At 42.1% G+C, this 14145-nt stretch carries 13 protein-coding genes; 9 read left to right on the top strand and 4 right to left on the bottom strand.

Annotated elements, in window-relative coordinates; genetic code table 11:
• Positions 1-32: 32 nt before the first annotated feature.
• From Q0590_RS11625 to Q0590_RS11605, 5 genes are all read left to right on the top strand, one after another.
• Positions 33-1028: a GRP family sugar transporter gene (locus Q0590_RS11625; protein ID WP_302037711.1), complete on the top strand. Its 996-nt coding sequence runs from the start codon at positions 33-35 to the stop codon at positions 1026-1028.
• 26 nt (positions 1029-1054) lie between these two features.
• Positions 1055-2059 carry a nucleoside hydrolase gene (locus Q0590_RS11620; RefSeq protein WP_302037710.1) on the top strand — a complete coding sequence of 335 codons (1005 nt, stop codon included), beginning with the start codon at positions 1055-1057 and terminating at the stop codon, positions 2057-2059.
• A 97-nt stretch (positions 2060-2156) separates the two neighbouring features.
• Entirely contained in the window at positions 2157-3095 is a 939-nt protein-coding gene (locus Q0590_RS11615; RefSeq protein WP_302037709.1) for a nucleoside hydrolase, read from the top strand.
• Positions 3096-3317: 222 nt separating this feature from the next.
• Positions 3318-3824 carry a DinB family protein gene (locus Q0590_RS11610; RefSeq protein WP_302037708.1) on the top strand — a complete coding sequence of 169 codons (507 nt, stop codon included), beginning with the start codon at positions 3318-3320 and terminating at the stop codon, positions 3822-3824.
• A 116-nt stretch (positions 3825-3940) separates the two neighbouring features.
• A complete protein-coding gene (locus Q0590_RS11605; RefSeq protein WP_302037707.1) occupies positions 3941-4213 on the top strand; it encodes a hypothetical protein in 273 nt (90 codons plus the stop codon).
• A gap of 41 nt (positions 4214-4254) precedes the next feature.
• Here the strand turns inward: Q0590_RS11605 and Q0590_RS11600 are convergent, their stop codons facing one another.
• Positions 4255-4785 (bottom strand): class I SAM-dependent methyltransferase, encoded by a 531-nt coding sequence (locus Q0590_RS11600; RefSeq protein ID WP_302037706.1) that lies wholly within the window; start codon positions 4783-4785, stop codon positions 4255-4257.
• Positions 4786-4870: 85 nt separating this feature from the next.
• Between Q0590_RS11600 and Q0590_RS11595 the strand changes: the two genes are divergently transcribed.
• Together Q0590_RS11595 and aac(3) are read left to right on the top strand one after the other, a co-directional pair.
• Positions 4871-5332, top strand: coding sequence for a GNAT family N-acetyltransferase (locus tag Q0590_RS11595; protein ID WP_302037705.1), 462 nt, complete (start codon positions 4871-4873; stop codon positions 5330-5332).
• Positions 5333-5449: 117 nt separating this feature from the next.
• Positions 5450-6277, top strand: coding sequence for an aminoglycoside 3-N-acetyltransferase (gene aac(3), locus Q0590_RS11590; RefSeq protein WP_302037704.1), 828 nt, complete (start codon positions 5450-5452; stop codon positions 6275-6277).
• A 56-nt stretch (positions 6278-6333) separates the two neighbouring features.
• Here the strand turns inward: aac(3) and rlmD are convergent, their stop codons facing one another.
• Positions 6334-7746: a 23S rRNA (uracil(1939)-C(5))-methyltransferase RlmD gene (gene rlmD / locus Q0590_RS11585; protein ID WP_302037703.1), complete on the bottom strand. Its 1413-nt coding sequence runs from the start codon at positions 7744-7746 to the stop codon at positions 6334-6336.
• Positions 7747-8032: 286 nt separating this feature from the next.
• Between rlmD and Q0590_RS11580 the strand changes: the two genes are divergently transcribed.
• Complete coding sequence (locus tag Q0590_RS11580; RefSeq protein WP_302037702.1) at positions 8033-10258, top strand: T9SS type B sorting domain-containing protein; 2226 nt, start codon at positions 8033-8035, stop codon at positions 10256-10258.
• Positions 10259-10321: 63 nt separating this feature from the next.
• On the opposite strand, the gene Q0590_RS11575 is transcribed toward Q0590_RS11580, so the two are convergent.
• Positions 10322-11338 (bottom strand): hypothetical protein, encoded by a 1017-nt coding sequence (locus Q0590_RS11575; protein ID WP_302037701.1) that lies wholly within the window; start codon positions 11336-11338, stop codon positions 10322-10324.
• 220 nt (positions 11339-11558) lie between these two features.
• On the opposite strand from Q0590_RS11575, the gene Q0590_RS11570 reads away from it, so the two are divergent.
• The gene (locus Q0590_RS11570) at positions 11559-12557 is read left to right on the top strand and encodes a DUF3667 domain-containing protein (RefSeq protein ID WP_302037700.1); all 999 of its coding nucleotides are present in this window, start codon (positions 11559-11561) and stop codon (positions 12555-12557) included.
• Positions 12558-12641: 84 nt separating this feature from the next.
• On the opposite strand, the gene hemL is transcribed toward Q0590_RS11570, so the two are convergent.
• Entirely contained in the window at positions 12642-13940 is a 1299-nt protein-coding gene (hemL, locus tag Q0590_RS11565; RefSeq protein WP_302037699.1) for a glutamate-1-semialdehyde 2,1-aminomutase, read from the bottom strand.
• Between the last annotated feature and the right edge of the window lie 205 nt (positions 13941-14145).

Raw genomic sequence — 14145 nt, 5'->3', positions numbered from 1 at the left:
TAAACAAGAATTTTTAACCTTTCCCTCTATCTATGTTTATTATTGATACGTATGCTAACGCAGTTATTTTCTGTTTTGTAACGATGCTTTGCTGGGGATCATGGGCCAATACACAGAAACTGGCCGCTTCCAATTGGCGGTTCGAGCTTTTCTATTGGGATTATGTCATAGGTATTCTTTTAACGGCTACGATGTTTGCCTTCACTCTGGGAAGTAGTGGAGAAGAGGGGAGAGGATTTATAGAGGATATTAGCCAGGCTTCAATAAATAATATCGGTTCAGCTTTGCTGGGAGGCATTATATTTAATGCAGCAAACATATTATTAGGCGCAGCTATTTCCATTGCAGGGATGTCGGTAGCTTTTCCGGTGGGCATTGGTCTTGCCCTGGTACTGGGTGTGCTGGTGAACTATGCCGATAATCCGGTCGGAAATTCGGGGTTGTTGTTTACCGGAGTAGCCTTGGTTGTCGCAGCCATTCTATTGAATGCGTTTGCCTACCGCCGGGCAGCTTCTTCCAGTCAAGGCATTTCTACTAAAGGACTCCTGTTATCGGTAACGGCCGGAATATTAATGGGCTATTTTTATAAATATGTAGCGGCTTCTATGTATACAAATTTTAAAATTCCGGAGACAGGAAAGTTGAGTCCCTATACCGCTGTATTCTTTTTTGCTGTAGGAATAGTAGTAAGTAATTTACTTTTTAATACCTTACTGATGAAGCGCCCCTTCAATGGCCCGCCGGTTAGTTATAGAAATTACTTTGAAGGGCATATACGCAACCATTTAATGGGTGTATTGGGAGGCATCATCTGGTGCATTGGCATGTCGTTCAATATTATTGCCTCCGGAGCCGCAGGTCCTGCTATTTCGTATGGCTTAGGCCAGGGAGCTACCGTTATTGCAGCCATCTGGGGTATATTTATCTGGAAAGAATTTGCCCAGGCACCTAAAGGTACAGGTGTAATTCTGGGCAGTATGATCCTCTGTTACCTGATAGGCCTGAGCTTTATTATTGCCGCCCGTTAATTAGTGAATAATGAACCATACCATAAATGAAAAATTTACCTTTTTTGCTTATTTCTGCTCTTCTAATGTTTACCTTGTCAGGTAGCTATGCTCAAAAAAAGTCAGCACCAGTCAATATTATTTTTGATACCGATATAGGGCCTGACTACGATGATGTAGGCGCCATTGCTATGCTGCATGCCCTGGCTGACAGCGGACAAGCTACTATATTAGCTACCATAGCCAGTAGTAAATATGCTGGAGTAGCTCCTGTGCTAAGCGTATTCAATACCTATTTTGGCAGGCCAGATATACCCATTGGCGTACCGAAAGGCAATGCCGTTACCGACCGTGACACACAAGGCTGGTCAGATACCGTAATTGCAAAATATCCGCATAAGATTACCTCTAATGCCAGTGTACCAGAGTCCGTTGAGGTATACAGGCAGATACTAGCCAAACAACCGGACAAAAGTGTAACCATTGTAACCGTTGGTTTTATAACGAATCTGGCAAACTTACTGGAGTCTAAGCCCGATAAATACTCCAACCTTACCGGTAAAGAACTGGTAAGCAAAAAAGTGAACAGACTTGTAAGCATGGCTGGAAAGTTTCCGGAAGGAAGGGAATACAATGTACACAGAGATTCTACGGCTTCTGTAAACGCTTTTGCAAACTGGCCTACCGAAATTATCTTTTCCGGGTTTGAAATTGGCCAGAAAGTGAAAACAGGCTTGCCTTTGATTCAAAACACTAGTATTCAGAATAGTCCGGTTAAAGATGTATTCCGCATTAGTATTCCTAAGGCTCAGGAAGACAAAGATGGACGTATGAGCTGGGACCAAACGGCGGTACTGGTGGCTATAAAAGGAGTGGAGCCTTATTATACACTCAAACCGGGCCGGATGGTTACATTGACAAGCGGCAATAACCGCTGGGACGCCAGTAAAAAAGGACACTTTTATCTGGTGGAGAAAATGCCCGTAGCACAGGTTACAGACATTATTAACCAGTTGATGATGCACCAACCTGGAAAATCTGTTAGGAAATAGCCTAGTCCAAAAGAGTTACTCAAATTTTAATTAATCAAATCACCATGCATCATTCATGAAGGTAATGTTGATCTGCTTTTGCTTACTACTGTTTTCTGTGCCTATACTTTCTGCACAATTCCGGGTTATTTTGGATGCCGACATAGATTCTGATGTAGACGATGTGGCAGCCTTAGCTATGCTACATACCCTTGCCGATGAAAAGAAGGTAGATTTTGCAGGAGTAATTGTGACTAGCGACGACCCATATGCGCCACTCTGTGTAGATGCCGTTAACACCTATTTTGGAAGACCTAACCTACCGGTAGGGTTTCTGAAGTCACAGAAGGAACTTAAAAACCATTCAAAATATACCAGGCAGATCAGCGAAGAATTTCCGCACCGCTTACGATCTTTAGAAAATGCACAGGAATCCACTGCTTTATACAGAAAAATATTAAGCAACAGCCCCGACTCTTCGGTAGTTATTATCACAATCGGGCACTTAACCAGCTTTCAACAGTTGCTCCAATCTGGTGCGGATACCTATTCGCCTCTTGATGGAAAAGCACTTGCTTCTAAAAAAGTAGCCAGATGGATTTGTATGGGCGGGATGTTTCCTGAAGGGAAAGAAGCTAATTTTTACCGGCCCGATCCACTTTCTACGGTGTATTGTTTGAAAGCCTGGGATAAGCAGGTGATTTTTTGCGGATGGGAAGTAGGAAAAGAGGTAATTACCGGAGGACAATACCTGAAAAAGTCACTCCCTACTAACAATCCAGTATACCGGGCGTATGAATTATATAATGGTTTTGCTGGCAGGCCCAGCTGGGATCAGATAGCCGTACTTCTGTTAACAGAAAAAGCCTCTACCTATTTTGACAGGGTAACCAACGGGTATTGTTATGTAAGCAAAGATGGCAGTAATCAATGGCTTTCAGATAAAGACAGCAACCATGAATATATTAAAATTAAACCTGAGGTAAATCCGAATGCAATAGCCAGGTTTATAGACGGCTTAGTACTACATAATAAGCATCTGTCTAAACAAAAATAACCTGCCTCAAATTATACTAATTGCTATATAAATTACTGATTTTTAGTATATTAAGTGATTGGTATGGTATCATGGTTTATTTATTAAATTCACTTAAGTATCTGATGTATATAGGTAGTTAAAAAAGAATGAAATTTTCCATACCCTACTGACATAAGGCTGTCACCTGGTGGTTGTTTCTTTGTAAAGTAAAACAAATTCAACAACCAAAACTTTTTACTTATGTCAAGCAACAGCATGCAATTAAACGAAACCGATTTGTCTACCCAGGTAATTACCCGCGAAGAGTTGCTAAATCACTGGCAAGGCCACCGCCGGTTAACCCGCCGGGTAATTGAAGCATTTCCGGAAGAAGCTTTTTTTACCTATTCTATCGGAGGAATGCGTCCCTTCGCTGCCTTGGCAATGGAAATGATCCAGATGGCTAGCCCAGGCATTAAAGGATTAGTTACTGCTCAATGGGAAGAATATAAAGATGCCCCTGCACCAACCACAAAAGCGGAAGTGCTTCAGTTGTGGGATGAGGTAACACAGCAAATAGATGCTTTATGGCCACAGATTCCGGCAAACCGCTTTCAGCAAGAAGAAGTAATCTTTGGAATCTATGAAGGAACCATTATCTCTCATATATTTTACTTTATAGACAATGAAATTCATCACCGCGGCCAGGGGTATGTTTACCTACGGTCATTAGGCATAGAGCCGCCAGCTTTCTGGTTGCGGGATTAACAACTCAATTATTGAATAGATTGCACACGTGCAGCTAATCTGTTAGGGTAGCTGCACGTGTGGTTATTTGTATGAAATATGGTACAGTAAGTTGAATATTTTAGAGCATACACTTTATGATTGATCAGACAGAAAGCTTAGTTCTTCCACAGGTTTCAGCAGACATTACCGATGTAGAAGTTTTCAGAACCAATGTGGTAAAATTATCGGAAGCGGCAAGGTTAGTGGATTTATTAACCGCCTACTTTCCCGATTGTTCTTTTAATTTCGATCTGGCTGATTGCGATAAAATTCTTCGGGCCAAGGGGAAATATATTGACTACTACAAATCAAGTGTAATGGATCTGGTAACGGCTGCCGGATATAAAATAGAGATTTTGCCAGAGTAAAATCCTAGTAGGTATAAGCGGCTGGATGGTGTAAATAAATGTTAGTATTCATATAAGGATTTCGGCCTAGCAATAATGCCGAATGCAGATGCACTACTAGCCTCATAATAGATTTGTTCGTCTACAAGTTGATATGACGCATTTTGTAAGTGTGTCTTGATGAGTGCGGCAATTTTCAGGTCAGCCCCTTTCGGCGTTTGATAAAATACAAAAAGCTGTCCGTCTGGTTTAAGGGCTTTTTTAATTAAAGAAAGCTCTTTTTCAGGCGCTTTCCAGAAAACAGATACATTGAAAGCCACTATTTTATCGAAACTAGCTTCTACAAACTGGTAATCTGCAAAATTTCCTGCTACTAAAGTTACTTTTCCGGAAGAGATAAAGGCGTGATTCCGTTTGGAGGCCATTGTAATCATAGGAACCGACTGGTCTATGGCGGTAATATGTCCCTGCGTTGCCTTCAACGCCAGTTGCTCTACCAATAACCCTGCTCCGCAGCCAATTTCCAGTAATTGGTCGGTTGGTTTTACATCCATTAAGGAAGCAGCCCATATAAACCGTTCATTCGTTTTCATTCGATAGGGGAGAGTAGCCGTTTGCTCAACAAGTTTACACTATCTATTCTTTTATGTATATTCATATACCTTATTTTTCTCTACAATGAACACACCTACTACTGAAATTGAAATAAAACGCCTCGGCACAGGAGATGTTGCCTTGGCTCAACAACTGATTCAGTTATTCCGGGACGTATTCGAAAGGGAGGATGAAACAGACGCCGAACCCAATTACCTGTCCCAGTTACTTCGGAATAATACCTTTGTTGCTTTTGCTGCTATTCAAGATAGCCAAGTGATTGGCGGCCTAACGGCGTATGAACTTCCTATGTACTATTCGGCATCCTCAGAAATGTTTATTTATGACGTAGCTGTTTCAGCAGAATATCAGAGAAGGGGCATAGGAAAGCTACTGCTTACGGCCCTAAAAAAATATTGCCAGCAGCAGAATATACCAGAGATATTTGTAGCCGCCCATGCGGAAGATACACATGCACTGGAGTTTTACCAGGCCACTGGCGGAATGGCCGAAAAGGTTGTGCATTTTACCTATTCTGAGGAATAGATAAGCAAATAGATGTACACAGAGTTCTGGCATCCCACACCCTTCCGGTTTTCTGCCATGAATGGGTAGCTTTTCTAATATTGGCGCATAGCCAGGATAGCAATATATAATTACTCTATGGATATTCAACCTGACAGGCCGGTTACTAAATCACAGCTAAAAGCTTATTTCTCAAAACTAGGGATCACCCCTGGCCAGACGGTGATGCTGCATATTTCTGTAAAAAGTATTGGATGGCTTGTAGGTGGCCCCGAAATAATTATCCGGGCTTTGTTGGAATTGCTAGACCAGGAAGGAACGCTGATGATGTATATAGGCTGGGAAGATAGCCCCTATACCATGGAGGGATGGAGTCCGGAAATGAAATCGGCTTATTTGCGGGAGTGTACCCCCTATGATCCGGAAACTGCCAGAGCAGTAGTAGACTGGAGTATACTGGCTGAACTGTTCCGGAAATGGCCCGGTGCCAGGCGAAGTATGCACCCCGATGGATCGTTTGCAGCAGTAGGGAAGCATGCTGCTTTTTTAACAAAAGATCATAGTTTAAAGTATGGATATGGTATTCATTCTCCTTTAGCCAAACTTATTGCCTTACAGGGATACGTTGCCTTAATTGGTGCGCCACTAACCACCGTTACCCTGCTTCACCATGCAGAAGACAGAGCTGCTATTCCGGCTAAAAAAATAGTAAGGTATTCTATGCCTATGCTTGGCAGCAATGGGCTCACCGAATGGGTAGGGATAGAAGAATTCGACACTTCAGAAGGTGTAGTAGATGGGTACAAAGGCGACTATTTTCTCGACCTGATGAATCAATACCTGTTAGAAAATCAGATTACTCCCCACAAAGTAGGTAATGCCACCAGTTATTTGTTCAATGCCACCCGGCTGAATAGCTATGCCGTCCATTGGATGGAACAGCATTTGAACAAAAGACAGGGATAAGTTTTACCATGGCCACTTAGCCATTACTACACAGCTTAGTTATATACTACATCGGCTTACTTTTTCACCAACAGAGCTATATTTTCTACATGATAGGTATGCGGAAACATATCTACGGGCTGCACGGCTTTTACAGCATATTTTGCATCCAGCAAGGCAATATCTCTGGCCTGGGTAGCCGGATTGCAACTTACATAAACAATCTTTTCCGGAGCCGCCAGCAGCAACATGTCAATTACTTGCGGGTCCATACCAGCCCTTGGCGGATCAGTAATGACAACATCAGGCTTGCCATGCTGTGAAAATAACTCTTCGGTAAGTAAATGTTTCATATCTCCGGCCAGAAAAGCAGTATTTGTAATCTGGTTGATCTGGGAGTTTACTTTTGCATCTTCAATAGACATGGCTACATATTCCAATCCAACTACCTTTTTTGCCTGATGGGCCACAAAATTAGCAATGGTGCCTGTGCCGGTATACAAGTCGTACACAATCTCGTGTCCTTGCAAACTGGCATAGTCTCTGGTGATTTTGTATAGTTCGTAGGCTTGTAAAGAATTCGTCTGGTAGAAGGATTTTGGCCCTACCCGGAACTGCAAATTCTCCATCTGCTCCATAATAAAAGGCTTCCCAGCAAACAGATGTACCTCCAAATCATGAAAAGTATCGTTTCCTTTTGGGTTAATTACATACTGCAATGAGGTAATTTCCGGAAACTGGCTAAGTAAGTAGCTAAGTAACTCTCTGATAACCGGCTGATCATCATGATATACTTGCAGAATGACCATAATCTCTCCGGTACCAGAGGTGCGGATAATGAGATTTCTCAGAAAACCTTCATTTTTGACATTATCAAAGAAGGACAGATTATGTTTCCGGGCATAGTCTTTTACTGCCAGGCGGATCGGATTAGAAGGCTCAGGCTGCAAATAACAATGAGCAATGTCCAGTATCTTATCGAAACGTTTGGGTATATGAAATCCCAGGGTACGTCTGTCAAACTGTTTGTCAGATTGTATGTCTTCATTGGTGAGCCAGCGGTTAGGCGAAAAGGTAAATTCTAATTTATTGCGGTAGTACTGGGTTTGGGCAGAAGGCAGGATAGGCTGTATTTCTGGTAAAGGTACTTTGGCTATTCTCTCCAGGTTATCAATTACCTGTTGCTGCTTATAGGCAAGTTGGCCCTGGTAGGGAATATGCTGCCATTTGCAACCACCACATACGCCAAAATGCTCACAGAAAGCTTCTACCCGTTGAGAGGAATACTGATGAAAACGAACTGGAACCGCCTCTATAAAATTCTTTTTCTTACGGGTTATTCTCAGATCTGCAATATCACCAGGAGCAGCCACGCCTTCCACAAATATGACCATGTCTAGGGTACGGGCAATGCATTTGCCTTCAGCAGCAATTCCGGTGATGGGTATTTTTTCTAGTAAAGGGAATTTTTCTTTGTTGTTCTTTCTCATGAGGCCTGCAAATATACCAAATAGCGGCTAGCCTATCAATACTTTTGCCGGATAAGCCTTTTATCTCATCTGTACAACCTGCAAATAAAAAGGAGCCTGCTTTTGTGGAAATAATCCAATCGAAAGTGAGGTTTGTAATAAAAAAATATTTAAGTAATTTAGCTAAAAACTATTGCAATCAGACGCGCTAAAGTTACTTTACTCTCAAAGTTAAATAAAGCAGTGCCAGGTCTGGTACCAGCGTTACCTTACCCATTACCTGTTATCTTAATTCGATTGCTATCCCATGAAACACCTATACATCTGTTGTATACTTTTTTACTTAACGCTCTGTTCCGCCTTTGCCACCCATATAGTAGGAGGAGATTTTGAGCTTACCTCTGCCGGAAGGGGCAACCAATATACCCTCACCCTGAATTTATATTTCGACGATATTAATGGAGATAAAGGCGCGGAAGATGCAAGTGTGTATGCAGTCATTTATAGCAAAAGAAATAATCAGCAAATGCAGGTAGTAGTGTTGCCTCGTGTGTCGTATGGGCAGGTAAACTATACCAACCCTGAATGTACTTCAGCCCGTCTACAAACCCGCCTGATCCGGTATTCGGCCCCCATCACCCTGTCGCAGAATGTGTATACAGACCCTGAAGGCTATTATGTCGTATGGGAAAGATGCTGCCGGAATAATACTATTTCTAATATTATTAATCCGCAAGATGCCGGTATGGCTTTCTATATGGAATTTCCTCCAGTTGTGCTGAATAATATCCGGCTTTACAATAGTTCTCCTTCCTTTATTGTGCCTAAAGGCGATTATGCGTGTGTAAATGAGCCCTTTGTATTTGACTTTGGCGCAACCGACCCGGATGGGGATCAACTGGTTTATAAACTGGTAACCCCTTATAATGGCCATAGTTCTTCTCAGCCCACCTGGAACAGGAATCCCTATAATACCGGCAGGTTTTATACAGCTCCTTATCCGGAAGTGCGGTGGGCACAAGGATTCAACCTGGCAAATGTTATTTCTGGCAAAGCTCCCTTACGGGTAAATCCTTCCACCGGACAGCTTACGTTTACTTCCTCCCGTACCGGGCTATTTGTTTTTTCGGTATTATGTGAAGAATACCGGGACGGCAAAAAGATAGGCGAGGTACGGCGCGACTTTCAGCTGATGGTAATTGACTGCCCCAAAAATATGCCGCCCAAATTACAGATGCGGGAGCCAGCCACCAACAAAGTCTATCGTGCAGGCCAGGTAATGAAAATATCTGTTGATGCCGAGCGGTGCTTTAATATAGCCATTGCTGATTCTAATGCCAAGGAGCAAATTAACTTGTCTCTGCGTCCGCTGAACTTTTCCGCCAATATGGCTACTTTGTCTCCTACCCAAGGTACACTGAATGGGCCAGGTGACACCTTGCGGGCGAAAGTATGTTTTGAGGATTGCGCCTATAATAAACCTGGCGAACCTTATCTGTTTCAGATTATTGCCAGTGATAACGGTTGCCCGGTTCCCAAACGTGACACCCTGCAAGTGGCAATTGATTTTGAGCAGAAACCCAATAAAGCTCCCATAAGCATTACGGACTTACCAGGCAATGCTGCTACAGTTATTGCCGGAGAGTCTATTCAGTTTATGGTAACCGGTACTGATGCAGATAATGAGCAGATTAGCTTAACTGGTATTGGCCGCGGATTTGATATGGCCGCTGCCGGTATGGCTTTTACCAATGGCACAGCGGTTGGCATGGTTGCCTCCCCTTTTGTCTGGGCGCCAGATTGTGAAAAAACAGAAGCAGATAAACTCTATACGATCGACTTTATTGTAAAAGACAGCCGTTGTCCGGGTGAGCAAAAAGTAGATACAGTTACCGTAAATCTTACCTACAAATCCAGAGTTACCAATCAGCCAGCTGTTGTTACTACATTACCGGGTAATAAAGCAAAACTACTGACCAATGAAGAAATTAAATTTGATGTACTCGCCACTGATCCTGATAATGATGCCATTGTGCTACGTGCCGTCGGAAGAGGATTCAGCCTGGAACAGGTAGGGATGAAGTTTAAAAATAATTCTACAGGCATCGGCCAGATTACCGAGCCTTTCTCCTGGCAACCAGTCTGCCAGAATATTCTGGCTGACCAAAGTACGTACATTATTGATTTTATTGTTATTGATAACAGTTGTGCCCGCAACCGGGCCGATACTATAACCGTGGAGCTGGAAATTACTGATGCCGAAATGACTTTTGAGGGATTTGAGCCTCCCAATGTATTTACACCTAATGGCGATGGAAAGAATGACACTTTTTTCATTCCTAACTTACCAGCTGATAACTGCCGGGATGGGTTTGAGAGCATTGAAATTTATAACCGGTGGGGTAAACAAGTTTTTATAGGAGAAAGCCGCGAATTTAGCTGGACCGGAATGGATTTTCCTACGGGCATATATTACTATCTCATTCATTACCGGAGCCGCACGTTCAAAGGTACGGTTTCCCTGCTGAGATAAAAAAAGTCGCTCACAGATTCGAATAGCTGTGAGCGACTGTTAAAGGTAAGTATGATCAGCTTATTATTCTTTCTTTTCCATCTGGTATGACTGCCGTTGCTGTTGTAAGCGGGATGCAAACGAAAACCCTACTTTTACGGTAGCATAAAAACCCCGGCTCTGGATAGATGGCTTGTAGCCAAATTCTGCGCCATATGTCCAGGCAAAATCCCGGTTAAACATTCCTTCTACCCCCGCTCTGAACCCCAGCATCCGGGTTTTAATATGATCGGTAGTATACAAAGTTTTGTTTTTTACAATATTATCTACCTGTACCATTGGTGCCACAATAATATCCCCATACATCGTAACCATTAAATCGTTCATAGCCAGATCATATTTTTTAGGCTTCACTACTACATTTCTGATCCGGCTCATGGAACCACCCACATATATGGCAGCCGAGCTTACGTTGCCATATATTTTCTCTGTCTTGCTTAATGTATCGCCAGCGGCAGATACCAGAAACTTGTTCTGTTTGATAAGTGCCTCATTCAGATTAGTAGAACTACCCCAGTACATACCTCCCAATCGGATACCAGTAATTTTACGAACTTTAGATGGAACCGCAATATGTTCAGGAACAGTAGAAGCCCACTTGTTGGCTGAAAACCGTTTGGTATATACCACAATTTTTGATTCGCCTGCATCTCCATTGTCTTTGAAGTGATAGGTAGCACCCCCTTCAAAATGTTTATAAATCTCTAAAGGATTATCTACAGTGCTGCTTTTTTCACCATTAGTCCTCGAAAAGTCGGTTCCTCTGGTGTATGTTTTCCGCATATGCAGGCGGAAATCAAACTTATCTTTCAGGTAATAATTGGCCTGGCCGCCATATCCTACATTGAAGTTTGTTACAAACCCATCGGCATACATCGGATAGAAGTGCAGCCATAGTTTGTTAATGTCGTATGGGTCGTCATACACTGCATCGTATTCTATGTCACTCTTACTGGGTGCGGCACTTTGCTGGGCAAAAAGAGAAGGGCAAGTGCCGAAACTAATAAAAATGAGGCTTATCCAGAATATATTTTTTTTCACGATTCTTATGTATTTTGTCAACAGTATTGATTTTTACCTTTTTCAAGGTACTTACATAGCCAGACCTGCTTTGCATGAATATGCCTGAAATATTACTTGTCTAAGGTTGTTTACTGAAATGTGTATCTTGTTTTCTTGAGAGGCGTTACAAAGGTAGATGGCTGGTATTTTGTTGGCTTACGTAATTCTTGCTAATATTAAGGTATTTCCTTAGCCTTCCATGCGCACTTTTTACCGAAAGAAATCCAACTGCCAGAATTGCCAATATCCCTTACTTGACAATTATAATTTCTGCCCCCACTGCGGACAGGATAATTCTGATAAACTCGTTCCTTTTTCTACGTTAGTGTCTGAATTTTTCAGTAACCTGATTGGGTACGATTCCAAACTTGCCAAGTCTGTGAAGCCATTTCTGTGGAAGCCAGGTTACTTAACCAATGAGTTTATAGCCGGGAGGCGGGCAAGTTATATTCACCCGTTGCGGCTGTATTTTGTTATCAGTTTTTTTTATTTTTTTGCTTTAACCCTGGCTTATAAACAAACTACAGATACTGCTTCCGCAAATTCAAAGGAGCAAACTTCCCCTGCAACTGATGTGGATGTGGATGACTTGCCTACAGGTGTAAACATCACTACAAATCCTGATTCGTTAAGGCGAGATAACAGAGAGGAGATAGATATATTTGGGAAGTCTTTTTCTATAGATTTTTTGAAAGACAAACGTACAACGGATCCACAAGTAGTGGACTCATTAGGGTGGAAGCAAACAGCTATCAACCGGTATATGGCTCATCAGGTAATTAAATTTGCTCGGGCTGATTCCCAGTCTATAGGAGCCTACTTCAGGGAATATCTGTTAAATAAGGCTTCTCTTTTAATGTTTTTTATGCTACCTATTTTTGCGCTGCTGTTAAAGCTGTTCTACCTACGTCGCAAACGGTATTATGTGGAGCATCTAACCTTTTCGCTGCACATTCATGCGTTTGCTTTTTTGGTACTGCTGCTGATGATGGGTGTAGAAAAAATCTGGAGTAATGACTGGATAGGAACTATCGCTTTCCTAGGCATTTTAGTGTATGGTGTTGTCGCTGCCAGAAACGTTTACCGGCAGTCATGGACCAAAACTGTATTCAAAGGATTTCTGTTATTCATTCCCTATACTATATGTGTGTCTTTAATAACTACCATTGCGATTATTATTGCGGGCCTTATTTACTAACCATTACCTAGTTTTAACAACACAAAACGCAGACAATAAATTATCTGCGTTAAATTAATTAATGCAATATAGGCACGCTAAATTTTAGGCTTTCACCAGAATTTCTTCTAAAGATTCATAGTTTGCCTGTAGTATAGTTTGAATGTGCTCATCGGTAAGTGCAGTAGATAAAAATAAGCTTTCATATTGAGAAGGAGCCAGGTATATGCCTTTATTTAACATAGCCTGGAAGTATTTTCCAAACAGAACGGTATCAGATGTTTTGGCTGAATCAAAGTCAACTACTGGCTTGTCTGTGAAGAAAATGCTGAACATGGAGCCAATATGATTAATGGTATAAGACAATCCTAGCTTCTTTAGGTTTTCAGTAAACCCACTGACAAGTTTGTTGCCTATGTTTTCTAACTGAGTATATACTTCCGGATGGGTATTGAGGTAATGCAGCATAGCCAGACCGGCAGACATAGCTATGGGGTTGCCTGACAAGGTACCAGCCTGATATACCGGGCCTACCGGTGATACAAAATCCATGATTTCTTTTTTTCCACCATATGCACCTACAGGCATACCACCTCCAATAATTTTTCCGAGTGTTGTAATATCCGGCAATACCCCTAGCCGTTCCTGAACTCCTCCTTTCGCCAGCCGGAAACCAGTCATTACTTCATCGAATACTAAAACAATTCCTTCTTTGGTGCATAGCTGCCGGAGACCTTCCAAAAATCCTGGTTGAGGAAGTACTAGTCCCATATTTCCTGCTACTGGTTCTACAATAATAGCGGCAATATTTCCTTTATTGGCATCGGCTAATGTTTGTACCGCCTGCAAATCGTTGAATGGGGCTGTGAGGGTGTCATTGGCTGTACCTTTAGTTACACCAGCACTATCCGGTACACCTGTTGTAACAGCTCCACTGCCAGCGGCAATCAGAAACGAATCTCCATGTCCATGATAACACCCCTCAAATTTGATAATTTTCGCCCGGCCTGTATACCCTCTGGCTAAACGTATGGCCGACATAGTAGCTTCAGTACCAGAATTTACCATACGTACTTTTTCAATAGAAGGCACCATGTGGGTAATCAGCTCCGCCATTTCTACTTCTTTGCGTGTAGGAGCACCAAAAGAAAGTGAGCTACTTACTGCATCTTTTACGGCTTTTTCAATCAGCTCATGAGCATGACCCAAAATCATGGGCCCCCAGGAGTTAATCAGTTCCAAGTAGCGGTTGCCATCTTCGTCGTATAAGTAAGGGCCTTTCGCAGATTTGATAAATAGCGGATTGCCTCCTACAGCTTTAAAAGCCCGCACAGGCGAGTTTACGCCTCCAGGGATATAGGATTTAGCTTTTTCAAAAAGAGAATGGCTGGTGTCGGTGATCATATAGGAATGAATTTATATACGTTTATTTTAGGTTGCTAACTTACAAAATCTGTTGCGAGTATACTTACAAAACCTTTGCAAGTAGCAACAGGTTCGTAAAAAACTAAAAATCCTTTTGATTATTGGTTGCCTGTATCAGGTAGGAGTATAGATAATAAAAAAGGAAGTATATACAGATGTATACTTCCTTTTTGGTGCAACCTTA

Origin of the sequence: Rhodocytophaga aerolata (genome assembly GCF_030503435.1) — a bacterium.
In the GTDB taxonomy this organism is placed as follows: domain Bacteria; phylum Bacteroidota; class Bacteroidia; order Cytophagales; family 172606-1; genus Rhodocytophaga; species Rhodocytophaga aerolata.
Note: the sequence above shows the minus strand (reverse complement) of the source record. Positions and strands in the feature narration are given on the sequence as shown.

Coding starts and splice junctions, on each gene's coding strand:
- Q0590_RS11605 (WP_302037707.1), top strand. CDS start 3,941: ATGATTGATCAGACAGAAAGCTTAGTTCTTCCACAGGTTTCAGCAGAC.
- Q0590_RS11600 (WP_302037706.1), bottom strand. CDS start 4,785: ATGAAAACGAATGAACGGTTTATATGGGCTGCTTCCTTAATGGATGTA.
- Q0590_RS11570 (WP_302037700.1), top strand. CDS start 11,559: ATGCGCACTTTTTACCGAAAGAAATCCAACTGCCAGAATTGCCAATAT.
- Q0590_RS11620 (WP_302037710.1), top strand. CDS start 1,055: ATGAAAAATTTACCTTTTTTGCTTATTTCTGCTCTTCTAATGTTTACC.
- Q0590_RS11580 (WP_302037702.1), top strand. CDS start 8,033: ATGAAACACCTATACATCTGTTGTATACTTTTTTACTTAACGCTCTGT.
- Q0590_RS11610 (WP_302037708.1), top strand. CDS start 3,318: ATGTCAAGCAACAGCATGCAATTAAACGAAACCGATTTGTCTACCCAG.
- rlmD (WP_302037703.1), bottom strand. CDS start 7,746: ATGAGAAAGAACAACAAAGAAAAATTCCCTTTACTAGAAAAAATACCC.
- Q0590_RS11625 (WP_302037711.1), top strand. CDS start 33: ATGTTTATTATTGATACGTATGCTAACGCAGTTATTTTCTGTTTTGTA.
- Q0590_RS11595 (WP_302037705.1), top strand. CDS start 4,871: ATGAACACACCTACTACTGAAATTGAAATAAAACGCCTCGGCACAGGA.
- hemL (WP_302037699.1), bottom strand. CDS start 13,940: ATGATCACCGACACCAGCCATTCTCTTTTTGAAAAAGCTAAATCCTAT.